The 24,530-nt window shown below is 71.1% G+C and carries 25 protein-coding genes; 14 read left to right on the top strand and 11 right to left on the bottom strand.

Going from position 1 to position 24,530, the window contains the following annotated elements; genetic code table 11:
* Complete coding sequence (locus L6E10_RS16060) at positions 1-414, bottom strand: hypothetical protein (RefSeq protein WP_236220329.1); 414 nt, start codon at positions 412-414, stop codon at positions 1-3.
* A 60-nt stretch (positions 415-474) separates the two neighbouring features.
* Here L6E10_RS16060 and dapE point away from each other — a divergent pair, with 60 nt between their 5' ends.
* From dapE to L6E10_RS16045, 3 genes are all read left to right on the top strand, one after another.
* Positions 475-1,542: a succinyl-diaminopimelate desuccinylase gene (dapE, locus tag L6E10_RS16055; RefSeq protein WP_236220328.1), complete on the top strand. Its 1,068-nt coding sequence runs from the start codon at positions 475-477 to the stop codon at positions 1,540-1,542.
* Between the two features lie 17 nt (positions 1,543-1,559).
* The gene (locus L6E10_RS16050; protein ID WP_236220327.1) at positions 1,560-2,336 is read left to right on the top strand and encodes a TIGR00730 family Rossman fold protein; all 777 of its coding nucleotides are present in this window, start codon (positions 1,560-1,562) and stop codon (positions 2,334-2,336) included.
* A gap of 214 nt (positions 2,337-2,550) precedes the next feature.
* Positions 2,551-3,120: a TIGR00730 family Rossman fold protein gene (locus L6E10_RS16045; protein WP_236220326.1), complete on the top strand. Its 570-nt coding sequence runs from the start codon at positions 2,551-2,553 to the stop codon at positions 3,118-3,120.
* Here L6E10_RS16045 and L6E10_RS16040 read toward each other — a convergent pair.
* Together L6E10_RS16040 and L6E10_RS16035 are read right to left on the bottom strand one after the other, a co-directional pair.
* A complete protein-coding gene (locus tag L6E10_RS16040) occupies positions 3,055-4,107 on the bottom strand; it encodes a winged helix DNA-binding domain-containing protein (RefSeq protein WP_236220325.1) in 1,053 nt (350 codons plus the stop codon). The genes L6E10_RS16045 and L6E10_RS16040 overlap by 66 nt on opposite strands.
* A 10-nt stretch (positions 4,108-4,117) precedes the next feature.
* Complete coding sequence (locus L6E10_RS16035) at positions 4,118-5,620, bottom strand: CocE/NonD family hydrolase (protein ID WP_236220324.1); 1,503 nt, start codon at positions 5,618-5,620, stop codon at positions 4,118-4,120.
* A 117-nt stretch (positions 5,621-5,737) separates the two neighbouring features.
* Here L6E10_RS16035 and L6E10_RS16030 point away from each other — a divergent pair, with 117 nt between their 5' ends.
* Together L6E10_RS16030 and L6E10_RS16025 are read left to right on the top strand one after the other, a co-directional pair.
* The gene (locus tag L6E10_RS16030; RefSeq protein WP_236220323.1) at positions 5,738-6,076 is read left to right on the top strand and encodes a hypothetical protein; all 339 of its coding nucleotides are present in this window, start codon (positions 5,738-5,740) and stop codon (positions 6,074-6,076) included.
* Positions 6,076-6,987, top strand: coding sequence for a glucosyl-3-phosphoglycerate synthase (locus tag L6E10_RS16025; protein WP_236220322.1), 912 nt, complete (start codon positions 6,076-6,078; stop codon positions 6,985-6,987). The genes L6E10_RS16030 and L6E10_RS16025 overlap by 1 nt, the downstream gene beginning before the upstream one ends.
* Here the strand turns inward: L6E10_RS16025 and L6E10_RS40810 are convergent.
* Genes L6E10_RS40810 through L6E10_RS16005 form a run of 4 tightly spaced genes read right to left on the bottom strand, consistent with a single transcriptional unit; the run spans position 6,919 to position 11,316 of the window.
* On the bottom strand, positions 6,919-8,220 hold the full coding sequence (locus L6E10_RS40810; protein WP_236220321.1) for an ATP-binding cassette domain-containing protein: 1,302 nt from the start codon (positions 8,218-8,220) through the stop codon (positions 6,919-6,921). The genes L6E10_RS16025 and L6E10_RS40810 overlap by 69 nt on opposite strands.
* Entirely contained in the window at positions 8,217-9,566 is a 1,350-nt protein-coding gene (locus L6E10_RS16015; RefSeq protein WP_236220320.1) for an ABC transporter ATP-binding protein/permease, read from the bottom strand. Before L6E10_RS16015 ends, L6E10_RS40810 begins: the two co-directional genes overlap by 4 nt.
* The gene (locus tag L6E10_RS16010; RefSeq protein WP_236220319.1) at positions 9,536-10,159 is read right to left on the bottom strand and encodes a cytochrome d ubiquinol oxidase subunit II; all 624 of its coding nucleotides are present in this window, start codon (positions 10,157-10,159) and stop codon (positions 9,536-9,538) included. Before L6E10_RS16010 ends, L6E10_RS16015 begins: the two co-directional genes overlap by 31 nt.
* On the bottom strand, positions 10,159-11,316 hold the full coding sequence (locus tag L6E10_RS16005; protein WP_236220318.1) for a cytochrome ubiquinol oxidase subunit I: 1,158 nt from the start codon (positions 11,314-11,316) through the stop codon (positions 10,159-10,161). The genes L6E10_RS16010 and L6E10_RS16005 overlap by 1 nt, the downstream gene beginning before the upstream one ends.
* A gap of 132 nt (positions 11,317-11,448) precedes the next feature.
* Here L6E10_RS16005 and L6E10_RS16000 point away from each other — a divergent pair, with 132 nt between their 5' ends.
* From L6E10_RS16000 to L6E10_RS15985, 4 genes are read left to right on the top strand one after another with little or no spacing between them, the layout of a single operon-like run.
* A complete protein-coding gene (locus L6E10_RS16000) occupies positions 11,449-11,784 on the top strand; it encodes a PadR family transcriptional regulator (RefSeq protein WP_090099732.1) in 336 nt (111 codons plus the stop codon).
* A complete protein-coding gene (locus tag L6E10_RS15995) occupies positions 11,769-12,461 on the top strand; it encodes a permease prefix domain 1-containing protein (RefSeq protein WP_236220317.1) in 693 nt (230 codons plus the stop codon). Before L6E10_RS16000 ends, L6E10_RS15995 begins: the two co-directional genes overlap by 16 nt.
* Positions 12,458-12,766, top strand: a complete 309-nt coding sequence (locus L6E10_RS15990) for a DivIVA domain-containing protein (RefSeq protein WP_236220316.1) — start codon at positions 12,458-12,460, stop codon at positions 12,764-12,766. Before L6E10_RS15995 ends, L6E10_RS15990 begins: the two co-directional genes overlap by 4 nt.
* The gene (locus L6E10_RS15985) at positions 12,750-13,331 is read left to right on the top strand and encodes a DNA-3-methyladenine glycosylase I (RefSeq protein ID WP_308102798.1); all 582 of its coding nucleotides are present in this window, start codon (positions 12,750-12,752) and stop codon (positions 13,329-13,331) included. Before L6E10_RS15990 ends, L6E10_RS15985 begins: the two co-directional genes overlap by 17 nt.
* On the opposite strand, the gene L6E10_RS15980 is transcribed toward L6E10_RS15985, so the two are convergent.
* Both L6E10_RS15980 and L6E10_RS15975 read right to left on the bottom strand, forming a co-directional pair.
* Positions 13,318-14,103, bottom strand: coding sequence for an enoyl-CoA hydratase-related protein (locus L6E10_RS15980; protein WP_236220315.1), 786 nt, complete (start codon positions 14,101-14,103; stop codon positions 13,318-13,320). The genes L6E10_RS15985 and L6E10_RS15980 overlap by 14 nt on opposite strands.
* A gap of 10 nt (positions 14,104-14,113) precedes the next feature.
* Positions 14,114-14,911, bottom strand: coding sequence for a PaaX family transcriptional regulator C-terminal domain-containing protein (locus L6E10_RS15975; RefSeq protein WP_236220314.1), 798 nt, complete (start codon positions 14,909-14,911; stop codon positions 14,114-14,116).
* Positions 14,912-15,120: 209 nt separating this feature from the next.
* Between L6E10_RS15975 and L6E10_RS15970 the strand changes: the two genes are divergently transcribed.
* The 3 genes from L6E10_RS15970 to L6E10_RS40340 all read left to right on the top strand — a co-directional run bounded on the left by L6E10_RS15970 (position 15,121) and on the right by L6E10_RS40340 (position 18,537).
* The gene (locus tag L6E10_RS15970) at positions 15,121-15,288 is read left to right on the top strand and encodes a DUF3117 domain-containing protein (RefSeq protein WP_090099723.1); all 168 of its coding nucleotides are present in this window, start codon (positions 15,121-15,123) and stop codon (positions 15,286-15,288) included.
* Between the two features lie 103 nt (positions 15,289-15,391).
* Positions 15,392-16,858 carry a M17 family metallopeptidase gene (locus tag L6E10_RS15965; protein ID WP_236220313.1) on the top strand — a complete coding sequence of 489 codons (1,467 nt, stop codon included), beginning with the start codon at positions 15,392-15,394 and terminating at the stop codon, positions 16,856-16,858.
* 80 nt (positions 16,859-16,938) lie between these two features.
* Positions 16,939-18,537, top strand: coding sequence for a membrane dipeptidase (locus tag L6E10_RS40340; protein ID WP_236220312.1), 1,599 nt, complete (start codon positions 16,939-16,941; stop codon positions 18,535-18,537).
* On the opposite strand, the gene L6E10_RS15955 is transcribed toward L6E10_RS40340, so the two are convergent.
* Entirely contained in the window at positions 18,519-19,412 is an 894-nt protein-coding gene (locus tag L6E10_RS15955) for a LysR family transcriptional regulator (RefSeq protein ID WP_236220311.1), read from the bottom strand. The two genes, L6E10_RS40340 and L6E10_RS15955, sit on opposite strands and share 19 nt — an antisense overlap.
* A 52-nt stretch (positions 19,413-19,464) precedes the next feature.
* Here L6E10_RS15955 and L6E10_RS15950 point away from each other — a divergent pair, with 52 nt between their 5' ends.
* Entirely contained in the window at positions 19,465-20,709 is a 1,245-nt protein-coding gene (locus tag L6E10_RS15950) for an MFS transporter (RefSeq protein WP_236220310.1), read from the top strand.
* 1,329 nt (positions 20,710-22,038) lie between these two features.
* Here L6E10_RS15950 and glgA read toward each other — a convergent pair.
* Positions 22,039-23,190, bottom strand: coding sequence for a glycogen synthase (gene glgA / locus L6E10_RS15945; RefSeq protein ID WP_236220309.1), 1,152 nt, complete (start codon positions 23,188-23,190; stop codon positions 22,039-22,041).
* A gap of 88 nt (positions 23,191-23,278) precedes the next feature.
* Here glgA and glgC point away from each other — a divergent pair, with 88 nt between their 5' ends.
* Entirely contained in the window at positions 23,279-24,493 is a 1,215-nt protein-coding gene (gene glgC, locus L6E10_RS15940; RefSeq protein WP_236220308.1) for a glucose-1-phosphate adenylyltransferase, read from the top strand.
* Positions 24,494-24,530 lie beyond the last annotated feature (37 nt).

The raw sequence follows: 24,530 nt of genomic DNA, 5'->3' as shown, positions 1-24,530 counted from the left end.
TCAGTCGGGAACCCCGGCGCTGAAGTAGAGCGAGCCCAGGTCGCCGCGGGTGGCGATCAGGGCCTCGTTGCACTTCGACTGGCGCGTGTCGGTGCTCGAGACGTTGTCGACGCGCACCTCGCCGCAGCGGTGCGCCTCGAACTCGCCCACCGACGTCATCAGGCGCGGCAGGACCTCGGCCACGGCCGGCTGCACGCGCTTGCCCCGCAACGAGCTGTCGAGCCTGCGGGTCATCGAGCTGACGGAGCCGACCCACGCGGCGCACTCGGCGGGTGTGCTGCTGTGCTGGGAGCCGCACGGTGCCGTGAACAGGTCGTGGATCTCGCCGCACTGCCGGGCGCACGTCGCCGGGGCTTCGCCGCACCCGGTGGCCGTGAGCAGCAGCGCGATGACCAGGAGTGTGCGTTCGACCACGCTCCGCACGGTATCGGCTGAACGGCCCAGCGCCCAAGTGGGCTGAGTAGGGTGAACGCCGTGTCCGACACCCTTGACCTCCTCGCCGACCCGATCGACCTGACGACCGCGCTCGTGGATGTGCGCAGCGTGTCCGGGGAGGAGGCGGAGATCGCGGACCTCGTGGAGCGGTCGCTGGCGCTCCACGCGCCCCACCTGGAGATCACTCGATCGGGGAACTCGGTGCTGGCCCGCACGAACGCGGGCAGACAGCGCCGCGTCGTGCTCGCCGGGCACCTGGACACCGTGCCGATCAACGACAACTTCCCAAGTCGCCGCGAGGGCGACGTCCTGCACGGCTGCGGCACCGTCGACATGAAGGGCGGCGACGCGGTCATGCTCGCGATCGCGGCCCTCAGCGCTGATGCGCGCCACGACCTCACGTTCGTCTTCTACGACTGCGAGGAGATCGAGGCCGAGCGCAACGGCCTGACGCGCATCGAGCGCGACCTGCCGCACTGGCTGCTGGGCGACCTGGCGATCGTGTGCGAACCGTCGAACGGCACGGTCGAGGCGGGGTGCCAGGGCACGATGCGCATCGAGGTCAGGACGTCGGGGAAGCGCGCCCACACCGCCAGGGCGTGGATGGGCCGCAACGCCATCCACGGCATGGGCGAGGCGCTGCGCAGGCTCGAGCGGTACGTGCCGCGCCGGCCCGAGATCGACGGTTGCCGGTACCACGAGGGCCTGCAGGCCGTGAAGATCAGCGGCGGCGTCGCGGGCAACGTCGTGCCGGACGCCGCGGTGCTCACGGTCAACCACCGCTTCGCCCCCGACCGCACGGTCGAGCAGGCGGAACAGCACCTCCGCGAAGTCTTCGAGGGCTTCGACGTCACCGTCACCGACTTCGCCGCCGGTGCCCTGCCCGGCCTCGGCGCCCCGGCGGCGCAGGAGCTCGTCACGGCCGCGGGGGGCACCCCGGTCGCCAAGCTCGGCTGGACGGACGTGGCGCGGTTCGCGGCGCTCGGCATGCCCGCGGTCAACTTCGGGCCGGGCGACCCGACGCTCGCGCACACGCGGGAGGAGAACGTGCCCGTCCATCAGATCACCGGGTGTTTCGACGTGCTTAAGCGATTTCTGCTGGACTGATCACTAGCATCTCGGTGATGACGGAAGAGAAGAACGGTGCCGTGGACGAGCACCCGAAGGAGAAGCAGCGCGGCCCGGTCGTGCTGCGCCGCGAACGCAGGGACGAGCTCACCACGACCGACCAGCGCCTGCTGGACTCGCGCGGCCCGACGGACTGGGTGCACACCGACCCGTGGCGCGTGCTGAGGATCCAGGCCGAGTTCGTCGAGGGCTTCGGCGCGCTCGCCGAGGTGCCGAGCGCGGTGACCGTGTTCGGGTCGGCCCGGACCGGGCGCGACCACCCGGAGTACCAGATCGGGCGCGACCTCGGCGCGGCGCTGGCCCAGGCGGGTTTCGCCACCATCACCGGTGGCGGGCCCGGTGCGATGGAGGCCGTGAACCGCGGGTGTTCGGAGGCCGGCGGGTTCTCGGTCGGCCTCGGGATCGAGCTGCCGTTCGAGCAGGGGCTGAACCCCTGGGTCGACCTCGGCGTGAACTTCCGGTACTTCTTCGTCCGCAAGACGATGTTCATCAAGTACTCGCAGGCCTTCATCTGCCTGCCCGGTGGGTTCGGGACGCTCGACGAGCTGTTCGAGGCCCTGACGCTGGTGCAGACGAAGAAGGTCACCAAGTTCCCGGTGGTGCTGTTCGGAACGCACTACTGGCAGGGGCTCTACGACTGGATCAAGAGCTCGGTGCTGGAAGGGGGCAAGGTGGGGGAGAAGGACCTCGCCCTGCTGCACCTGACCGACGACATCGAGGACGCGGTCCGCGTGGTCAAGGAAGCGCATCAGGCTTGGGCTGACGCGCACTGAGTCCGGCGCGCGTCGGGACGAAGCGCCGGGGCTCGGCCTCGAGCTCGTGGCGGGATGCCGGGACGGCCAGAGAAGGCCTGTGGGTGAAGCATCCCGCCCATTGGGCCCAAGCCTCGACCGCCTGCGTCGGCGCCGGCTCCGTGGCGGCGGATGTCGTGCGACAGTGGGGCTCTGGTCGCATTCCTTCGAGTAGTGAAAGTGGTACCTCGGACCGATGTACGTCGCTGTGTATTGCGGAAGCCTCGCCACCGTTCCCCAGAGCTACGTCGACCTCGCCGCCGAGGTCGGGCGGCAGATCGCCGCGCGGGGCTGGCACCTCGTGTGGGGTGGTGGGCAGACGTCGATGATGGGTGCCGTGGCGCGGGAGGCACGTGCCGGTGGCGCGCACACCTACGGCGTGATTCCCCGGGGGCTCGCGACCCGGGAGATCGCCGACCGCGAGTCGACGGAGCTGCACGTCGTCGAGACGATGCGCGAGCGCAAGAAGATGATGGACGACAAGGCGGACGCGTTCCTGACGTTGCCGGGTGGCATCGGGACCGCCGAGGAGTTCTTCGAGGTGTGGACGGCCGGGGTGCTCGGCATGCACGACAAGCCCGTGGTGCTGCTCGACGTCGACAACCACTACAAGGGGCTCGTCGAGTGGCTGACCGGGTTGCGGGACAAGGGTTTCGTCTCGCACGCCGCGCTGAAGTCGCTGGTCGTCACGGACGACGTGTCAGTCGCCCTTGACGCTTGCGTCGTCCAGACCCTTGGCGCGGGCGAGGAGTTCGGTCTCCGGTAGGAGGTCCGGCAGCGGGCGGTACGGGGTGGCGGTCACCTCGAAGCGCTTGCCGGAGACGACCCTGCCCTGCCAGGAGCCCGCTATCTCGCCGTCCACGAGGATCGCGCCCCGGCGACCGAGGACGCGGAAGACGTCCTTCTGCGCCGCCTTGTCCGGGAGCAGCAGGTCCCGGTCGCGTGCCTGCAGGTACGGGTCGGTCGGGGGGAGCAGGCGGACGGGGGGCGGGTCGGCGTCGGCGATCTCCAGGCCCTCCGGCAGCCACGCCGGGTGGCCCTCCACGGTCACCTCGACGAGGCCTTCGCCCGGCCAGCGCTTCTTCACCTCACGGGTGGTCGTGCCGAAGTAACCGGCCACTTCGGACGGTCCGGCCGGGCCGTGCAGCGTGAGGTAGCGGTGGATCAGCTCGTCGAAGCCCGCGGTCTTGCGGGGCACGCCCGGCCAGCCGTGGATGCGCTCGAACGTCACGGTCTTCTCTTCGGGGATGATCCTCAGGCCCGCGGGGAGCGCGCCCAGGCGGAAGATCGGGTCGCTGACGTGCTCGGTGCCGCAGCCCCGGCAGGCCTCGATCGTCTGCTTGGGGGCCAACGGGGTCAGGGCCGCGCTCACGTCGCCCTTGGTCATCGGCTTGGTGACGATCGACCGCATCGCGGTGGCGATGTGCCGCAGCGCGTCCAGCAGGTCGTCGACCTTCGGGCGGGCCGCGCGGGCGCGGGCGTCGGCGTCGCTCCAGGGCCACAGGGCTCGGGCGAACGCCTTCAGCTCTCCCGGGCGGTGCAGGTGTGGTGCGCCGCGCACGGACCAGGTCAGCGTGAAGTCCTCGGCCGAGGGTTCGTGCAGCCTGGCGGCGAGGCTCGCCAGGGCCGAGCCGGAGGTGTTGTCCTGGATGCCCAGTGACAGCACCGCCAGCTCGGTCGCGCCGGAGGTCCGCCGGTCCAGCTCGTGCTGGTGGATCCGGTGGAAGAGCACCTGTTGCCGGGTGAGGTCCACCCCGACATTCTTACGCCTTCGGCACCGTGAGGCTCGACGGTCCGAAGGTGACGGTTGAGCCACGTGTCGACTCCGTCAGGTAACGCGGGTCGACCGTGTCGATCACCAGTGCGATCCGGTTGCCCGCGCCGACGTTCCACACCGTCGGCTCCAGCTCCACGTCGAGCGTCCGGGTGAGGCCCGCGCCGGTCACCTTCACCGGCTTGTGGGTGATCAGCGCGCCCAGGCCGAGCGGGCCGACCTCGTACAGGTACGCGAACAACGTCGTCGTCTCCGCGCTCGGCGTCACGGTCAGCTCGAGCTTCGGCGTTCCGGCGAGCGTCGCGCCGTTGCGGTACTGCGGTCCGCTCCACACGCCGGCGACGGTGCGGTCGACGAACGGCAGCGACACCCCGGTCGGGATGTTCAGGAACCCTTGCAGCGCACCGGAGAGCAGGATCGTGCCGCTGTCGGCGACGGTGCCCCAGCCGGCGTGGATCGTCCTGCCGTCGAGCTGCACCGTGTCGGCGTTGGCGTTCGGCCAGCTGCTGAACGTCCGCCACGCGCCGCCGTTGTTCGGCTTGAGGCGGACGGGCTGCTCGGCGTCGATGCCGTTGGCCGTGCCCTTGACGTAGCGGTCGAACCAGCGGCCGACCGACTCCCAGATCTCGTTGGGCAACCCGGCCGCGCCGAACAGCTCGGCGGTGGCGTGGTCGCCCGGCGAGAGCATGAGCCGCTTCGGGCCGGTCAGCCTGCCGTAGAAGTCCGCGATCTGGCCCGGCGCGAACATGCCGTCGTTCCAGGCGTTGCCGAGCAGGACCGCGGTGCCGTTGGCGTTGATCCGGTCGATCTTCGCGGCGGTGGCGGCGGAACGGTCCGCGGAGATCGGCACGACCTCGTGGAACCGGCCGTCGCGGTAGGCGTCCTCGGCCTCGGCGAGAACCGGGCCCGGCCGTCCGGTGGCCTTGCCCGCCGCCAGCAGGACCTCGACGGCCTGCTTGTTCACGGTGCTGTTCGGGTAGAGCGAGCGGGCCAGGTCGGTCCACGTGCTCAGCGCCGCGGCGGCCTTGATGCGCTTGTCGTTCGCCGCGGCCAGCAGCGACTGCCCCGCGCCGTAGGAGATCCCGGCCGCGCCGACCCGGGAGGCGTCGGCCTTGGCGTTCGCGATCGCCCAATCGATGACCATGCTGACGTCACCGACGGTCTCGGGGCCGGCGACGTCGATCTGACCGCCGGAGTCCCAGAAGCCGCGGCTGGTGTAGCTCACGACGACGTAGCCGGACTCCTTGGCGAGCTTCGCCGCCGCGCCGACGTACTCGATGTTGGGAACCGCCCAGCTGGACGGCATGACGAGCAGCGGGAACGGTCCGCCGCCCCGGCCGGTGGGCTCGACGACGAGGGCCTTGAGGGCGGTGCCGCCGACGCCGGGGATGGACTTGTAGGTGATCTGGTGTCCGGGGACGACCGCGAGCGCGGCAGGGGCGCCGAGCAGGGTGGTGAGGAGTACCGAGATCAGAACAAGTGATCGTCGCACGCTGGTCCTCCTTGACCATGACGTAGATCACGCAGGGTTGCTGCTCGGGAGTAAAGCAGGTTGCTACTCGTGAGTAGCAACATCGTGTGAGTCAGGTCACTGTTTACGCTGGGTGGTGTGAACCGATTCCGCATCACCGAGCTGCCCGAGGACCGCGTGCTGGTCGTAGCGCACCTGACCAGCGCGGACGCCCTCGAGCGGGCCGTCGCGGACGGCGCCGACGTCGTCGAGTTCGACGGTGAGCTGGAATTGCCACCGCTCGGGCGGGCGTTGGACGTGGTGACGATCCCCGAGGGGGACGAGGACCAGACGCTGGCGGCTGCCACAGTGGCCGCGATGTCCGGAGCACGCGCCATCGCCGCGACCGACGTGCGGCAGGCGAGGAAGGTCGTGGAGATGGTGGCGAGCGTGGTGGGGACCAAGCCGCCGGCACGGGCGATGCGGGCGCTCGCCTGATGCTGACCTCCGCCGAAGCGTGGTTCGCCTCGCACACCTGGCAGCAGCCGTCCTGGTCGGCCGACGAGCTCGTGGCGCTCAAGCGCGGCCGGACCGTGTCCGTGGTGCTGCCCGCGCTGGACGAGGAGGAGACCGTCGGCGACGTCGTCGCCGTGGTCCGGCCGTTGCTCGGCACCCTCGTCGACGAGCTCGTCGTGGTGGACTCCGGTTCGACCGACCGGACCGTGGAGGTGGCCTCCGCCGCCGGGGCGCGGGTCGTGCTGCGCGAGGACGTCGTGCCGTGGCTGCCGCCGTTGCCGGGCAAGGGCGAGGTCCTGTGGCGGTCGCTGGCGGCGACGTCCGGCGACCTGGTCGTCTTCCTCGACTCCGACCTGGTGGACCCGGAGACGGCGTTCGTCACGGCGCTGCTCGGGCCGCTGCTGCTCGACTCCGGCGTGCACCTCGTGAAGGGGTTCTACCGGCGGCCCCTGCGGCTGGAGAGCAGTGGCGGCGGGCGGGTCACCGAACTGGTCGCGCGGCCGTTGCTGAACGCGCTGAGGCCGGAGCTCTCCGGTGTGGTGCAACCGCTCGGCGGTGAGTACGCGGCCACCCGGTCCTTCCTGGAGTCCGTCCCGTTCGCGGCCGGGTACGGCGTGGAGATCGGGCTGCTGCTCGACGTCCACCGCCTGCACGGGCTCTCCGCGCTGGCCCAGGTGAACCTCGGCGTGCGCAAGCACCGCAACCGGTCGCTGCTGCAGCTCGGCGCGATGTCGGCGCAGATCATGGGAACGGCGCTGGCCCGGTGCGGGGTCGAGGCCCGCTCCGGGCCGCTCACGCAGTTCGTGCAGGTCGGCGGCGAGTGGCTACCCGACTCCGCCGACGTGCTCGTGGCCGACCGGCCGCCGATGGCGCACGTGGTCGAAAAGGGCTAGCTGCTCCTCCCGGTGCGTCACGACCAGGGCCGTGCCGCGGCAGTGGTCCAGCACCCCGCCCAGCACGCGGTCGGCCTGCCGCGGGTCCAGTCCCTCGGTGGGTTCGTCGAGGAGCAGGACCTCGGGGTGCGCCAGCACCGACCTCGTCAGCACGAGCCGCTGGCGCTGGCCGCCGGAGATCTCCTCACCGCGTTCGCCGACGACCCGGTCCCAGTCGAGGTCGAGCTCGGTGATCGCCGCGGCCCTGTCGAGCTCCTCCTGCGTGGCACCGGGTTTGGCGAGCAGGACGTTCGCGCGGACCGTGGCGTGGAAGACGTGCGCGTCGGCCAGCGCGCCCTTGCTCGGTTCGAGCCGGCGCGCGAGGGCGTTGAGCAGCGTGGTCTTCCCGGAACCGCTCGGACCGACGATCGCCGTCCTGCCGGTGGGGACCGGGGTTTCGGGCACGTGGACCGGCTCGGGTTCGTCCACCGGTTCCGGAGCCGGTCTGGACATCGCCGCCAGCGGGACGGTGATCTCGAACGTGGCGACGGCGGCCATGACCAGCCAGGCGGGCTCGTGCTGGTGGAGCATCAGCAGCGCGGCGGCGAACTGGACGGCGATCGCCCACGGCGTCAGGTCGCGCGTGCGTTCGCCGCGGGACAACGCCTCCGCGGTCTCGGTGGCCGCGTGGAGCTTGTCGTCGAAGAGGCCGTAGGCGATGAGTTCTTCCCTGCTGTGCACCAGTTCCGTGGTCTGTTCGGTCAGCCTGGCGCGCAACGGGGTGAGGTCCTGAGGCTTGCGGATGGCGAGCCGCGGGAGCAGTGCGAGGTTGACCGCCAGACCGGCGACCAGCGGCAGCGAGAAGCCCGAGGCGACGGCGACCACGGCGCTCACCACGGCCGCGGTGATCCAAGGCAGGGTGGTGCGCAGCTTCGTGTCGAGGTGCTGGTCGACGTTGGTGACGATGCGGGTCAGCGCCGTGCCGGACGGGACGTGCCCGCGGTGCACGAGGTCGTCGTAGACCTTGCCGCGCAGCTCCACGGCCTCGCCGAGCACCGCCCCGTGGCTGGTGAGGCGTTCGAGGTAGCGCAGCGCGCCCTTGGCGAGCGCGAGCGTGCGGACCGCGACGACCGCCACGGTCAGCGCGGCCATCGGCGGGTGCTCGGCGGCGCGCATCACGAGCCACGTCGCCGTGGCGGTGAGGCCGACGCCGGCCAGTTCGGCGAGGACGCCGACGAGGATCGCGATCTTCACACCCGCACCACCCTGTCGACCTCCCGCAGCAGCGCCGGCCGGTGCGCGACGATCACGGCCGTCCGTCCCCGGGTGAAGCCGCGTGCCGCTTCGAGCACGAGGGACTCCGTCGCCGCGTCGAGGTGCGCGGTCGGCTCGTCGAGCAGGAACAGACCAGCTCCGCGCCGGTCCAGGGCGTTGGAGAGCGCGACCCGCTGCTGCTCACCGGACGACAGCGCCGCCGGGACGAGCGTGGGGCGTTGCGGCACCCACGACAGCGCTTCCAGCCACCTCCGCTGGTCGATCTCCCGCAGGTCGACGCCGCCGACGAGCACGCGGCCGCTGTCGGGGCGCACGAAACCCAGCAGCAGCCCGAGAACCGTGCTCTTGCCCGCGCCGCTCGGGCCCACCAGCGCGATCCGCTCGCCGGGCCGGATGCGCAGCGAGAAGTTCCTGAGGCTGCGGACGCTCACGTCGTCGAACACGATCTCCGAGCTCCCGAGGTCCGGCGGTGCCTGGCCGCGGGACTCGACGAGCGCCGGGACCTTCGCGAGCACCTCCCGGCCCTGGGCGCTCGCGTGGTACTGGGCACCGGCCGCGCGCAACGGCAGGAACGCCTCCGGGGCGAGGAGGAGCACGAGCAACGCGGTGTGCAGCGGCACCGAGCCGCCGAGGAGCCTGAGCCCCACCGGCACCGCGACGAGCGCCACCGACATCGTGGCCACGAGCTCCAGCACGAACGCCGACAGGAAGGCGATCCGCAGCGCCGACATGGTCTCCGCCCGGTGCCGCGCGGCGAGCCCGCGGACCACCTCGGACTGCGCCCCGGCCCGCCCGAACGCCCGCAGCGTGCCGATTCCCCTGACCACGTCGAGGAAGTGGCCGCCGAGGGTGGCCAGCGCCTCCCACTGGCGAGCGGTCCGCTCACGGGTGTGGGCGCCGACCAGCGCACCGAAGACCGGGATCAACGGCAGCGTGGCGAGGATCGTCAACGCGGCCGTGAGGTCGGCGAACGCCAGCCGGACCACCACGGCGAGCGGCACGGCGACGGCCAGGACGCGCATCGGCAGGTAGCCGACGACGTACGGCGTCACGTCGTGCACGCCGCGCGTCACCAGCGTGGCGACCTCGCCGGCCCTGGTCCCCGGCGAGCGCAGGAACGCCTCCCGCAGGCGGACGCGGGTGCGTTCGGCGGCCCGGTGCGCCCACTCGCGGTGCCCCCACCACACCAGCACCCGCAGGCCGATCACGAGGCACAGCGGGAGAAGACCGGTGCCACCGCTCAGCACGGACGCCAGGAGCTCTGCCTGCGCGAGCACCAGGAACGGGATCGGGATCAGCGCGAGGAGAGGGCGACGATCGACCACTGCAACACCACCACCAGCGGGATGACCGGGACCGCGACCCACGCGAGCAGGCCGAGCGTGTCGGGGTGCGCCATGAGCCCGGTGACGTCGACCGAGCTGAACGCGAGCGGGATCGGCGCCGCGCACAGCGCCGCGGTCACCGGGAACACCTTCCACAGCCGGGCCTGGAACACCCAGCCGTGCACGGCGAACAGCACCGGCACCACGAGCGCGACGGGCCAGGGCGCCTCCAGCAGGTGGGCCAGGAACAACCCCCAGCCCACGGACACCATGAGCGCACCGGTGAACACCAGCCACCACCACAACCGCAGCTGCACGGCCGCCATGAACAGCACCAGTCCGGCCAGGACCAGCGTGAAGGTGCTGTGCGCGCCGGAGAGCAGCTCTCCCTCCAGGCGGGGGAAAGCCGCGAACAGCACCCCGACCGCCGCGACCAGCCACACCTCGTTGCCCAGGAGGAACGGGTTCATCCGGCGCAGGGCGGCCTCGCGCCGGCGGAACGGCAGGAGGAGGCCTGTGCCGTAGTCGAAACCGGCCAGCGCGAAGTACCCGGCCGTGAGGACGCCGAGCACCGTCAACCAGAGAGCTTCCATCAGAGCGTCACCACCAGCGGCGAGACGGGAGCCGGCGCCACGTCCGGACCACGGCGGACCGCACGTGCGATCAACGCCCAGTCCACACCGGCCAGCAGTACGAACAGGGACGTGAACACGATGAGGGACAACAGGATCCGCGAAGCGTCCACATGCGACACCGCGTCCTCGGTGCGCAACAGGCCGTAGATCAGCCAAGGCTGACGGCCGATCTCCCGGAACATCCACCCGAAGACGGCCGCCGCGAACGGGAAGGGGATGCCTATCACCATGAGGTACAGGGGAAAGCGCATCCTGATCACCGCGTCCCTGATCAGCAGCGGCAGCGTGAGCCAGCTGATCAGCGTCAGCCCCATCCCGATCAGGACCATGAACCCGAGCGGCGCCCCGATCCACTGCACCGCGTCGCCCTTGCCGGGCTGGTAGCGCTCGATCACCGGGAACTGGGCGAAGCCGGCGCCGATCAGCACCGGCGTGGCCAGGGCCGTGGTGACCACGCCCATCCGCAGCGAGCGCCGGAAGAAGTCGGCCTCGGGCGTCCGCTTGATGAAGTGGTACGCCGAGACACCGGTCAGGAACACGCCGCCCGCGGTGATCGCCGCGAAGACGCCGTGCACCAGGGCGGAGGTGAACGCGGGGTTGGTCAGCAGGGCGCCGAAGTCGTCCAGCCGCAGCACCCCGTCGACCCGGTAGCCGACGGGGTGCTGCAGGAACCCGTTCGCCGCCATGATCCAGAACGCCGAGGCGAACGCCGTCAGCGCCGTCAGGTAGAGCAGTGCCAGGTGCACCCAGCGGTGGAGCCTGCCCCAGCCGAAGATCCACAGCCCGAGGAACGTCGACTCCAGGAAGAACGCGATCAGCGTCTCCAGCGCGAGCGGCACCCCGAACACGTCGCCGGCGTAGGTCGCGAGGCCCGACCAGTTCAGGCCGAACTGGAACTCCATCACGATCCCGGTGACGATCCCGAGCGCGTAGTTGATCACGTAGATCCGGCCCCAGAACCGCGTCATCCGCTCGTGCACGGGCGCGCCGGTGATCGTGGACCTCGTCTGCATGACCACGAGCAGCGTGACCAGGCCCAGCGTGAGCAACACGAACAGGAAGTGGAACGACGTCGTCAGCGCGAACTGGAGCCGGGCGAGGTCTACTGCGTTCATGGGTGCTGACGGTATGCGTAGCGCGGCTACTTATTGAGGCCGGAAACCGCATCTCAGGGGGATCTCAGGGCAGACCCTGACCGAGGATTTCAGGGACCACTCCCGGAGCCGGGGTCAGTAGAGTCGCCACCCATGAAGCCCGACGCGCTACGCGGCCACCTCGACGCGTTGCTGCTGGCCACGCTCGACGGCAGGCAGCTGCACGGCTACGCGATCATCGAGGCGTTGCAGCAGGGCAGCGGCGGTGCGCTCGACCTCCCGACGGGCACGGTCTACCCGGCGTTGCGCAGGCTGGAACGGGCGGGCCACGTCGTCAGCGACTGGAGCACGGTCGGCGGGCGCAAGCGCCGCACCTACAGGCTCACGCAGGCGGGACAACGCGCCCTGAACGCCGAGCGCAGCGCGTGGCGCGAGTTCACGACGGTCATCGACGGGGTGCTGGGAGGTGGGAAGTGGGCGCAGCAGTGAGCGATGCCGATCCGATCGAGCGGTACGTCGCCGAGCTCGGGGCGCGGTTGCGGGGCTCGCGGAAGCAGGTCCGCGACCTGCTCACCGAAACCCGCGACAGCCTCACCGACGCCTCCGAGGCCCACCTCGGCCGAGGCCTCGCCGAAGACGAGGCCCGGCAGCGCGCGGTCGAGGAGTTCGGCCCCGTGCGCGAGATCGCGAACGAGTACCAGGCCGAACTCGCCGTCGCCTACGGCACGCGCACGCTCATCTGGCTCGCGATCGTGCTGCCGTTGATGCACATGGCGTGGGAGTACGGCCGGTTGCTGCTCGTCGGGCCGTGGCAGGACTTCGGCTCGATGCCGCCCGCCTGGTACCTGTTCATCGCCAAGGCCAACGACCTGACCAGTGGCATCGCGTCCGGACTGGCGCTGGTGACGCTGGTCCTCGGCCGGTTCCTGGCACGCACGTACGACGCGAAGCTGCTCGCCAGGATCGGCGCCGGCGTCGCGCTCACGGCCGTGGGCGCGGTGCTGCTCGGCAACCTCTCGATCATCGTGGCCACCGCGCACCTCGACGTCGCGCGGCTGGTGCAGTCGTCGCCGATGAGCGTCGCGAGCCTCGTCACGTGGACCGTGATCGTCCGGCTCGGTCTGCTCGCTCGCCGCTGCCTGAGCTGTGCCACGATCGTCGCGTGACCAACGCCCTGATCTACCTGATCGTGCTGGTGGCCGTCGCGGCAGTGGTGTTCCTGCTCGCGGCGTTGGTGTTCGGGCGCGGCGAGGAGCTCGCGCCGCTGCCACCCGGTGCGTCGCCCACGCGGCTGCCCGCCGACGACATCACCGCGCAGGACGTCCGCGAGCTGAAGTTCCAGCAGGTCTTCCGCGGCTACAAGATGAGCGAGGTCGACTGGGTCCTGCAGCGGCTCGCGACCGAGGTCGAGACGCTGCGGGCGCGCGTCGCGGAGCTCGAGGACAGGGAGAGCAGTGACCACCCGGCCTGAGCAGGCAGCCGGGGAGCAGGTGCTCGTCCGCTGCCCGTGGGGCGACTCGACCCCGGACTACGCCGCCTACCACGACACCGAGTGGGGCGTGGAGCTGCACGGCACCCCGGAGCTCTACGAGCGCATGTCGCTGGAGGCGTTCCAGTCCGGGCTGTCGTGGATCACGATCCTGCGCAAGCGGCCGGCGTTCCGCGCGGCGTTCGCCGGCTTCGACCCGGAGCTGGTGGCCGCGTTCGGGCCGGCGGACGTGGAACGGCTGATGGCCGACGCGGGCATCGTCCGGAACCGGCTGAAGATCGACGCCGCGATCCACAACGCCCGCGTGGTCGTCGAGCAGGACGTGGACCTCGACGCGCTGCTGTGGTCTTTCGCCCCCGCCGGCCACGTGCGTCCCGCGACGATCACGGACGTGCCGGCGATCACGGACGAGTCGAAGGCGATGGCCAAGGAGCTGAAGAAGCGCGGCTTCAAGTTCCTCGGCCCCACCACGTGCTACGCGTTGATGCAGGCCACCGGGATGGTGGACGACCACATAGCGACCTGCTTCCGCGCTAGCGCCCGGTGAACTTCGGGGCGCGCTTGTTCACGAACGCGTCCACCGCCTCGCGGTGGTCCTCGGTGGCGCCGCAGTCGGCCTGGGTGCGGCGCTCCGCCTCCAGCGCGTCCTCGAGCGTCCCGTCCGCCGCCGCGGCCAGCGCTTCCTTGATCTTCGCGTAGGCCGTCGTCGGGCCCGCCGCCAGCCGGGCGGCCAGCGCATGGGCGGTGGGCAGCAGCTCGTCGTCCGGCACGACCTGGTTGACCATGCCGATCCGCAGCGCCTCCTCGGCGCCGACGGGCTGCGCGAGCAGCATCATCTCCATCGCGCGGCCGTGGCCGATCAGCCTCGGCAGCGTGTAGGAGGCTCCCGAGTCGGCGGTCAGGCCCACGTTCGCGAAGGCCATCAGGAACTTCGCCGACGCGCCCGCGATGCGCAGGTCGGCGGCGTAGGCGAAGGACGCGCCCGCACCCGCCGCGCTGCCGTTGACCGCGGCGATCACCGGCTTCGGCATCGCGATCAGCTCGCGCACGATCGGGTTGTAGTGCTTCTCGACGGTGTGCAGTGGCGCGGGGTCACCGGCCTGCAGCAACCCGATGTGCTCCTTGAGGTCCTGACCCGCGCAGAACGCCCTGCCCGCACCCGTGATCACCACCGCGCGCACCGACGCGTCGGCCGCCGCGGCCTTCAGCTCGGCGAGGAACGCCTCCTTCAGCGAGACGGTGAAGGCGTTGAACGACTCCGGGCGGTTGAACGTGAGCGTGCGCACACCATCGGCGTCTTCGACGAGGAGCTCGGACACTGGACCTCCATCAAGCTGTGGAAACGTTGCGCACCGGCCGCAGGCACTCGTCGACGAAGCGGCTCGTGCCCGGCGCCAGCCGCAGCGTCTGTTCGTCGAAGAACGACGCTGCCACGTGGCCCGGCCAGTCCGGTGGCAACAGTTCAGCAGGAAGACCGGGATCGCGGAACAGGAACTTGCGCCACGCGTGCAACAGCTGCTGTGACGCCGCGAACGCCGCCGCGTCGTCCGTTTCGTCCACAACGGACACCTGAGCGCCCCAGTGGGCGACGAACGCGGCGTAGTCGCGGCCCAGCTCGGCCAGGTCCCAGGCCTTCGAGGCCAGCTCGGCGTCCTCACCGTCGTGTGAACCGTGAAAAGTTCGTGCGGCGACCTCCTCGGCCGCCAGCACGTCGGCCAGCTCCGGGGAGGGCCGGGGCGCGATCCACGTCACAGGTCCGAGGGCGCCGTAGCCGAGCAGCTGCAGTTCCGACGCCAGGTGGTCGCGCGAGTCGCGGCCGGGCAGCTCCTCCAGCACGACGACGTGCCAGCGACCGTCCCAGGTGGACGGCCGGGTGCGGTAGATGCGGGCGGCGGCCTCGTCGAGCCGTCGTTCCCCGCGAGGTGTCATCGCGTATCCGGGCCCGTCAGGGAGCCGCGCGGGCTGCAACCAGCCCTGCCGGACGGTGCGGGAGACGGCCGTGCGGACGGCCGGCGCGGCGAAGCCGAGGGGTTCGAGCAACCGGACGAGCGCGGCGATGGTGGCGGCGCCACCGCGTTCGCGCAGGTGGCCACCGTAGACGTCGAAGAGCGCGGAACGGGCTCGCACCCTGCTGAGTCTGTCACGCCGCGCCCAGCCGTGCCGAAAGTGTTGCCTTGTCGTGAAAACGCGCGGTGAACAGCGACAAGTCAAGATCGACAAATGTGACCGGGACTCGCCAAAAGATCGGTTCGGTTTCGTCCCTGAGTCGCGATAGGGGAGAATGGAGCAGATCCGGCCTGGCCGGACGGGGAAGATGTTGACGGAGGGAGCACGCGATGGCGGCCATGAAGCCCCGGACCGGCGACGGTCCCCTCGAGGTCACCAAGGAGGGACGCGGCATCGTCATGCGCGTGCCGCTCGAGGGTGGTGGGCGCCTTGTCGTCGAGATGTCGGCGGACGAGGCCAGCGCCTTGGGCGACGCGCTGAAGGCCGCCGTCGGCTGAGGCACCCGGCGAGGAAGCAGTTCGAGCCCCGGTTTCCACAGTGGAGACCGGGGCATCGCTTCGTTCTCGCCCCAGGTGAGCCGCATCGGAGGCCTGGGCGAGAATGAACGCTTGTCAATGCATTCAGGGAGGTCCCACCGTGGCGTCGACGGTCCCGTCAGTGCCCACCAAGCTCGTGGACGTCGAGGTGGCCACCACCTCGCGCCGCAACGTCCCGTCGGTCGTGCTCACGGGCACGGGACCGGCGCTGGGGCCGGGTGGCGACGGCATCGACGTCTCCGACCTGACCGGCAAGGCCGGTGAGGCGGTGCGCCACGACGACAGGTGGACCCTCGGCGTGGGCACCGGCACGCTCTCCGACTACCGCACGGCAGGCGCCGCCCTCGCGCGGGCGCTGAGCGGTGAGGACGCTCCCAAGACCGCCGACGTCCTGCTGACCCCCGACTTCGACGCCGAGAAGGTGCGCGCGTTCGTGCTGGGCGCGGCGCTCGGCGGCTACCGCTTCAAGGTCACCGGCGAGGAGGCTCCCCGGCGGGTCGGCTCGTTGCGGCTGATCACGGCCGACACGGGCTTCGAAGAGGTGCTCACCTCCGCCGCCCTGAAGGCCCACGCGCTCGCCACGGCCACCGCGCTGACCCGCGACCTCGCCAACGCGCCGTCCAACGTCAAGGACCCGCGCTGGCTCGCGACGACCGCGGCCAAGCTCGCCGACAGGGTCGACGGCCTCACCGCCACCGTGCGCGACGAGAAGTGGCTGCGGCAGCAGGGCTTCGGCGGCGTGCTCGCGGTCGGTGGCGGCTCGTCCCGCCCGCCGCGGTTGCTGGAGCTGACCTACGGCAGCACCGGCCCGCACCTGGTCTTCGTCGGCAAGGGCATCACGTTCGACACGGGTGGCATCTCGGTGAAGCCCGCCGACGGCATGCACCTGATGCGCACCGACATGGCGGGGGGCGGCGCGGTGATCTCCGCCCTGCTGGCCGTGGCCCGCAGGCAGCTGCCGATCAGGGTGACCGGCCTCGTGCCGTGCGCGGAGAACCACGTGAGCGGCTCGGCGTACCGGCCGGGCGACGTCGTGCGCCACTACGGCGGCGCGACCACCGAGGTGACGAACACCGACGCCGAGGGCCGCATGGTCCTGGCCGACGCGATGGCGTACGCGGTGCGCAACCTGAAGCCGGACCTGCTCGTCGACGTCGCGACGCTGACCGGCGCGATGAAGGTCTCGCTCGGTCTGCGCACGGGCGGCGTGTTCAGCTCCTCCGACGGTCTCGCGGCCGATGTCATCGCCGCGGGGGCGGGCGTCGGCGAGAGGTGGTGGCGGATGCCGTTGCTCGAGGAGCACGTCAGCGCCGTCGACAGCGAGATCGCGGACTACCGGCAGTGCCCTCCCGGCCCCGGCGGCATCACGGCGGCGCTGTTCCTGCAGAAGTTCGCGGGCGACGTGCCGTGGGCGCACCTCGACATCGCGGGCCCGGCGCGGTCGGAGAAGGTGTACGACGAGGTCGTGGCCGGAGCCACCGGGTTCGGTGCGCGGACCCTGGTCGAGCTGGCTGAAAAATATTCGCGTTAGTCCCTCCGATCCGCCGATACGAGACGGCCGCGTTCCACGGCATGATGTGAGCTCCTTCACACCGTCGTAGAGGAGCGCTCGTGTTACTCCGCCTGGCTCTCGCCGTCTCGCTGGTCGTGGCGTCGTCGTCCCCCGCCGCGGCGAGCTCGCCCTGGTGGGAACCGGTGGCCCGGCCGGCACCGGACTCGCAGATCAACGTGACCGGCGAGCCGTTCCGGGGAACGGACGGCCGGGGCCGGGTGCGCGGGTTCGTCGACGCGCACAACCACCTGATGACGAACGAGGGCTTCGGCGGCCGTCTTATCTGCGGCAAGCCGTTCTCCGAGCAGGGCGTCGCGGATGCTCTCCAGGACTGCCCCGAGCACCACCCGGCGGGCCTCGGCGCGATCTTCGAGGCGATCGTCACGGGCGACCTGGACGGCCACGACCCAGTGGGCTGGCCGACGTTCGAGGACTGGCCCTCCGACACGACGGTCTCGCACCAGCAGAACTACTACGCCTGGCTGGAACGGGCCTGGCGCGGCGGGCAGCGCGTTCTGGTCACCGACCTGACCAGCAACGCCACCTTGTGCGTCATCCACCCGTTCAAGGACCGAGGCTGCGACGAGATGGCGTCGGTGCGGCTGCAGGCCCAGCGCACCTACGAGCTGCAGGCGTTCGTCGACGGGCAGTTCGGCGGGCCCGGCAAGGGCTGGTTCCGCATCGTCACGTCGTCCGAGCAGGCCCGCGAGGTGATCGCCCAGGGCAAGCTCGCGGTGGTGCTCGGCATCGAGACCTCGGAGCTGTTCGGCTGCCGGACGTTCCTCGACGTCCCGCTGTGCAGCCGGGCCGACATCGACCGCGGGCTGGACGAGGTCCACGCGCTCGGCGTGCGCAGCGCGTTCCTCTGCCACAAGTTCGACAACGCGCTGTGCGGCGTCCGGTTCGACTCGGGCACGCAGGGCGGCGTGATCAACGCGGGCCAGTTCCTGCGCACCGGCCAGTGGTGGCAGACCGAGCGGTGCGAGGGACCGCAGCAGGACAACCCGATCGGCACCGCCGGCCCGAACGCGCTGATCCCCGCCGGGGTCGTGGCTCCCGCCTACGACCCGGCCAAGCGCTGCAACGTGCGCGGGCTGACGTCGCTCGGCGAGTACGCGGTGCAGGCCATGATGCGCAGGCACATGATGATCGAGATCGACCACATGAGCGTGAAGGCCGCCGGGCGCACGCTCGACCTCGCCGCGCAGGCGGGGTTCCCGGGCATCGTGTCGAGCCACAGCTGGATGGACGCCCAGTGGACCGAGAAGGTCTACGAGCTCGGTGGGTTCGTCGCGGGCTACGAGAACGACCCCGCCGGGTACGTCGCGCAGGCCGCCGCCGCGGAGCCGTTGCGCCGCAAGTACGACGTGGGCATCGGGTTCGGCTCCGACTACAACGGCGTGGGCTCGCACCCGGCACCGCAGACCGGCGTGACCTACCCGTTCCGCACCTTCCCCGAGGGCCCGCTGGTCGACCGGCAGCGCACCGGCGAGCGCGTCTGGGACATCAACGTCGACGGCGGCGCGCACATCGGCCTGCTGCCGGACTGGGTCGAGAGGGTCCGCCAGCTCGGGGGCGACCAGCTCGTCCGGGACATGCTGAGCGGCGCCGAGTCGTACCTGCGCACCTGGTCGGGGACTCAGGCCTGGACGCCGTGAGTCCTCAGGGCGTGGTCGCGGAACGCGCGGACGGCGGGCGTCAGCGGGTTGTCCCGCAACCACGTCAGCCCGAACGTCCGGCCGGTGCGCGGGGTCAGTGACAGCTCCCGCAGCCCGGGAGGCGGCGCGAACTCGGCGTGGGTGAGCAGCGCCACGCCGAGACCCGCCGCCACCAGCCCGCGCACGGTCTCGATCTCCTGGCACTCGAAGACGTAGCGCGGCGCGAAGCCCACCGCCGCGCACATGTCGTCGGTGATCTGGCGCAGGCCGTAGCCGTGCTCCAGGGTGATCAGGTCCTCGTCGGCCAGGTCCTCGAAGCGCACCGACCCGCGGGACTCGAGCCGGTGCCCCGCCGGCACGACGACGATCAGCGGCTGCTCGAACACGACCACCGACTCGAACTCGGGACCGGCGGGCGGCGGGGCGACCAGCGCGAGGTCGATCTCGCCGCTCACGAGCTTGTCGACCACGGGCTGCCGTGCGTTCTGGACCAGGCCGAACCGCACGTGCGGGTGCTCGGCCCGGTAGCCGCGGACCAGCTCCGGCACGATCGCGCGACCGAGCATGTGCAGGAAGCCCAGCACGACGCGGCCCTTCTCCGGGTCGAGCTCCTCCTCGACCTCGCGCAGGCCCGGTTCGAGCACGGCCAGCGACCGGGTGGCGGCGTCGGCGAGCAACCGGCCCGCGCGGGTGAGGCGGACCCGGCGGCCGGACCTCACGAGCAGCGGCGCGCCGAGCCGGTCGCCGAGCTCCGCGACCCACCTGCTGACCGTCGGCTGGGGGACCCCGAGGCGTTCTGCGACCCGAGTCACGTGCTCCTCCGCGGCGAGGGCTTTCAACACCGCCAGCTTCGGGGCCAGGTCCGATTCGTCCACGGATTAATTCTGGCCCATTTCCGTATTGGACGTATGGCTTAGCGTCGGACGGGTGAACAGGTTGACCGCGTCCGTCGCCGCCTCGGGGTTCGCGAGCTTCGCGTTGCTCTACACCCCGCAGCCGGTCATGCCGCAGATCGCCGCCGAGTACGGGCTGGGACCGGCCGCGGCCTCGCTCGCGCTGTCCGCGGCGACCCTCGCGCTGGCCGTGGCGGTCCTGCCGATCGCGATGCTGTCCGAACGCGCCGGGCGGCGGCCGGTGATCGTCGTCAGCGTGCTGGTCGCGGCCCTGCTCGGGCTCGTGCTGCCGCTGGCGCCGAACTACGAGGTCTTCCTGGTCCTGCGCGTGCTGCAGGGCGTCGCGGCCGCCGGTGTGCCCGCGGCGTCCATGGCCTACCTCGCCGACGAGCTGGACACGCGCAAGCTCGGGGCCGCGACCGGCGCGATGATCGCCGGGAACAGCCTCGGGGGCATGGCGGGACGGCTCGTCGCGGGCATGGCGTCCGACTGGCTCGGGTGGCGCGGCTCCGTGCTGCTCGCCGGGGTGTTCGGGCTGGTCGCGGCGCTGGTCGTGGTGTTCCTGCTGCCCGGGGCCCAGCACGGGCCCAAGCGGGCGCCCAGCGGCATGAAGGCGGCCTTGAAGGACCCGGTGCTGCTGTCGTTGTACGTCGTCGCCATGTTGCTCGTCGGCACGTTCATCTCGTTCTACAACGTCGCCGGCTTCCAGCTCACCGGCCCGGCGTGGCTCGAGACGCTGGTCTTCCTCTTCTACGGCTTCGGCAGCACCGCCGCGGCGTTCGCGGGCAGGCTGGCCGACCGGTTCGGCCGCGGCCGGGTGCTGCTGCTGTGCATCGGCGTGGTCGCCGCCGGCGCGCTGGCGAGCCTCGTGTGGGTGCCCCTTGGCCTGGCGGTCGTCACCGCCGGGTTCTTCGCCTCGCACACCACGGCGAGCGGCTGGGTCAGCGCCCGCGCCCCGGAGCACGCCCGCGGCCACGCGGCGGGGCTGTACCTCGCCGGGTTCTACGTGGGCAGCAGCATCGGCGGCACGTCCGGCAGCACGGCCTACGAGGAGTGGGGCTGGACGGGACTGGTGCTGGTGGTCCTCGGCTGGCTCGCGTTGACCGCCGTGCTGGCTCAGAACTCCAGCGCGAGGGTGACGCGCGAGTCGGCCGGGGCGATCGCCGTCCTGCCGAGGCGCGGCAGCTCCAGGGTGCCCTCGACCATGCCGACCGAGGCCGAACGGACGTCCGCGGGGACCTCGACCACGACCGCGAACGGCAGCGGGCCGCCGTCGTAGCGGGCGCCGACCTGCGGGGCCGTCGAGCCGTCCGGCAGCGTCACGGTGATCAGGTCCTTGGTCCACAGGCCGCCCGCGGTGTCGGGCAGGGTGCCGACGGCCTCGAACCGCACCTCCAGCAACGCCTTGTCCGCGGCGGAGATCGTGGCGACGTCGTACTGGCCCTCGCCGAGCTTGACCGGGCGCTGGCGGCCGAGCTTCACGCCGGTGACCTTCATGCCGAGCTCGCGGTCGCCGAAGCGGACCTTCTGCGTCCGCTCGGCGAACTGGGCGGGACCGGCGGCGCGCTTGAGCACCGGCGGCGGGCTGTCGGTGCGCTTGCCGGACGGCACCTCGGCGCGCTGCTCCAGCGACTTGGCGCCGAGCGTGCCGAGCGTCAGCGACTCGGTGCCCTCCTGCGGGTCCGGCACGGTGTAGACGACGAAGACCGAGCCGTTCGCGGGCAGCCGCTCGGGCGGCAGGACCTGGCGCTTGCCCGGTACCTCCAGCGCGAGCTCGGACGGCTGCGGGGCGAAGCCCTGCCAGTTGGTGCGCTGGAAACCGCTGTCCGTCTCGTTGAGCTTCTCGACCTTCATCCGTACGACCCGCAGCCGCGAGCCGGTCTCCGCGCGCAGCGTGCCCTCGGCGGTGAACCAGATGTCCGGGTTCGCCCAGCCGGTGACGGCGGTGCCGAGCAGGTCGTCGCGCAGCTTGACGTCGGCGTCGCCGAGCCCGAGGTCGACGTTGGTGCGCTTGCCGTCGTCGGGCAGCACGGCGAGGAAGTCGCGGCCGGCGGTCAGGTCCTGCTGCTTCTTCGGGTCGAACTCCTTGCCGTCGGTGCGCACGAGCATCCCGTCCGGCGTGCTGCGGTTGCCCTTCTCCGGCACCTGCGGCGACTGCACCTCGTAACGGACCTCGTCATCCGTCTTGGTGATTTCCTTGAGCGGCACGGGCACCCAGTCGGTGCCGGTGCCGGTGCCGGGAACCTGGACCGGCCCGCACCACAGCCGCTTGTCGACCTCGGACTCGACGCCCGTCCTGGCGAACCAGCAGCTGACGGCGGCGGCGCCGGCCCGTGCCACGTAGCCGTACTCCAGCGTGTAGGCCAGCTGGGACTCGGCGAGGGACTGCAGGTCGGAGGCGTCGGCGAGCTTGCGGCCGTCGACGGTGAGCTGGACGGCCGTGGGCTGTGTGGCCGGGGCTGTGGCGCATCCAGTCACCGCGAGGAGGACCGTCAGACCCAGCACCCCAGCACGCACAGTCCTCGCGCCCCTCACCAGTTGAAGCCACAACGTCACTACTGGTTAAAGGCGGTCCTCACTCGTCAGGGTTGCCCCGGAAGAGTGTGGCTCAGATCACACTGCGGTACACCTCGACGGTTTGGGCGGCCATCGTCGCCCACGAGAAGTCCTGCTCGGCGCGGGTGCGCCCGGCTGCCCCGAACCGCTTCGCGCGCTCCGGGTCTGTGATCAGTTCGTTGATGGACTGGGCCAATTCGAGTCGATATGTCGACACATCCCGCTCGTCGTAGTGCACGAGAAGGCCCGTCTCGCCGTGGACCACGACCTCGGGGATGCCGCCGACGTCGCTCGCGACGACCGCGGTGCCGCACGCCATCGCCTCCAGGTTCACGATGCCCAGCGGTTCGTAGACCGACGGGCACACGAACACCGTCGCGTGGCTGAGGATCTGCCGGATCTCGGCGGGCTGCAGCATCTTCTGGATCCAGAAGACACCCGTCCGCATCTCGGCGAGCTCGCTCACCGCCGTCCGGATCTCCTCGGCGATCTCCGGGGTGTCGGGCGCTCCGGCGCACAGGACGATCTGCGCCTCGGGGTCCACGTGGTGCGCGGCGGCCACGAGGTGGCTCAAACCTTTTTGGCGGGTGATCCTTCCCACGAAGGCCACGATCGGCTTTTCCGGGTCGATTCCGCGTGACGTCAGGGCGTCCGTTTCGGCAACGGGGCGGTACGCGTTGCTGTCGATCCCGTTGCGGACCACGTGCACCTTGGCGGGGTCCAGAGCGGGGTACGCGTCGAGCACGTCGGCCCGCATCCCCTCGCTCACGGCGATGACCGCGTCGGCGTGTTCGTACGCCGTGCGCTCCGCCCACGACGAGATCCGGTACCCGCCGCCGAGCTGCTCGGCCTTCCACGGCCGGCGCGGCTCGAGCGAGTGCGCCGTGACCACGTGGGGGATGCCGTGGAGGAGTTTGCCCAGGTGACCGCCCATGTTGGCGTACCACGTGTGCGAGTGGACGAGGTTCGCCGTGGAGATGTTCGCGGCCATTTCCAGGTCGACGGCGAGGGTCGTGAGAGCCGCGTTCGCCTGCTCCAGGCTGTGCGGCGGGTTGTGGGCCGTGGCGTCCGATCTCGGCGCACCGAAGCAGTGCACGTCGACGTCCACGAGCTCGCGGAGGTGCGGCACGAGGAATCCCACGTGCACGCCCGCTCCGCCGTAGACCTCCGGCGGGTACTCCCGTGTCAGCAACGCAACTCGCACGCACTCACCGTAGATCACCGGCACAGGTGTTGGGATGAACCGCTTTGCGTCTGGTTCGAGAACGATCGCACGGATAGGGTCACATGCTGTGAAGGGTCAGCCGCACGTTCTCGGAATTGTGCTAGCCGGTGGTGAGGGCAAGCGCCTGTGGCCACTGACGGCGGACCGCGCGAAACCGGCTGTGCCCTTCGGGGGCAACTACCGGCTGGTCGACTTCGTGCTGTCGAACCTCGTCAACGCCGGGCTCGCCAAGCTCTGCGTGCTGACGCAGTACAAGTCGCACTCGCTGGACCGCCACATCTCGACGACGTGGCGCCTGTCCAATGTGCTCGGTCAGTACGTGACGCCGGTCCCGGCCCAGCAACGCCTGGGCCCGCGCTGGTACACGGGGTCCGCCGACGCGATCTTCCAGTCGCTCAACCTCGTCCACGACGAGAAGCCGGACCACGTGGTCATCTTCGGTGCCGACCACGTGTACCGGATGGACCCTGGCCAGATGATCTCGCAGCACGTCGAGTCGGGCGCGGCCGTGACCGTCGCCGGCATCCGCGTGCCGCGCAACGAGGCCAAGGCCTTCGGCTGCATCGACTCCGACGCCTCCGGCAAGATCACGCGCTTCCTGGAGAAGCCGTCCGAGCCGCCGCACGTGCCGGACGACCCGGAGGTCACCTTCGCGTCGATGGGCAACTACGTCTTCACGACCGAGGCGCTGCTGGACGCGCTGCGCGGGGACGCGCTGAACCCCGACTCGGACCACGACATGGGCGGCGACATCATCCCCATGCTGGTGGACCGCGGGAAGGCGCACGTCTACGACTTCCAGGACAACGAGGTTCCCGGCGCCACGGACCGGGACCGCGGGTACTGGCGCGACGTCGGGACGATCGACGCCTACTACGACGCCCACATGGACCTCGTCTCGGTCCACCCGATCTTCAACCTCTACAACCAGCTGTGGCCCATCCGGACGGCCACGCCGCCGTTGCCCCCGGCCAAGTTCATCGCCGGCGGGTCCGCCGAGGACTCGATGGTCGGTCCCGGGTCGATCATCTCCGGGAAGATCCACGGGTCGGTGATCTCCTCGGACGTGACGGTCGAGGTCGGGTCCGTGGTCCAGGGGTCGGTGCTGCTGCCCGGCGTCCGGATCGGCAAGGGCGCCGTCGTGCGGCGGGCCATCTTGGACAAGAACGTCGTGGTGCCCGACGGTGCGCTGATCGGTGTGGACGCGCCGATGGACCGCGAGCGCTACACGGTCAGCGCCGGTGGCGTCACGGTCCTCGGCAAGGGCGTCCGGGCCTACTGAGCCGGCGGCGTCAGCAGCCGGTCGGCCTGACGTCGTC

This window comes from Lentzea sp. CC55 (assembly GCF_021056325.1).
Classification (GTDB): domain Bacteria; phylum Actinomycetota; class Actinomycetes; order Mycobacteriales; family Pseudonocardiaceae; genus Lentzea; species Lentzea jiangxiensis.
Note: the sequence above shows the minus strand (reverse complement) of the source record. Positions and strands in the feature narration are given on the sequence as shown.

Bases quoted from the DNA above. Each gene is read 5' to 3' on its own strand.
- L6E10_RS16050 (WP_236220327.1), top strand. From the start codon at position 1,560: ATGACGGAAGAGAAGAACGGTGCCGTGGACGAGCACCCGAAGGAGAAG.
- L6E10_RS16045 (WP_236220326.1), top strand. From the start codon at position 2,551: ATGTACGTCGCTGTGTATTGCGGAAGCCTCGCCACCGTTCCCCAGAGC.
- L6E10_RS16025 (WP_236220322.1), top strand. From the start codon at position 6,076: ATGCTGACCTCCGCCGAAGCGTGGTTCGCCTCGCACACCTGGCAGCAG.
- L6E10_RS16010 (WP_236220319.1), bottom strand. From the start codon at position 10,159: ATGGAAGCTCTCTGGTTGACGGTGCTCGGCGTCCTCACGGCCGGGTAC.
- L6E10_RS16005 (WP_236220318.1), bottom strand. From the start codon at position 11,316: ATGAACGCAGTAGACCTCGCCCGGCTCCAGTTCGCGCTGACGACGTCG.
- L6E10_RS16000 (WP_090099732.1), top strand. From the start codon at position 11,449: ATGAAGCCCGACGCGCTACGCGGCCACCTCGACGCGTTGCTGCTGGCC.
- L6E10_RS15970 (WP_090099723.1), top strand. From the start codon at position 15,121: ATGGCGGCCATGAAGCCCCGGACCGGCGACGGTCCCCTCGAGGTCACC.
- L6E10_RS15965 (WP_236220313.1), top strand. From the start codon at position 15,392: ATGAACGCTTGTCAATGCATTCAGGGAGGTCCCACCGTGGCGTCGACG.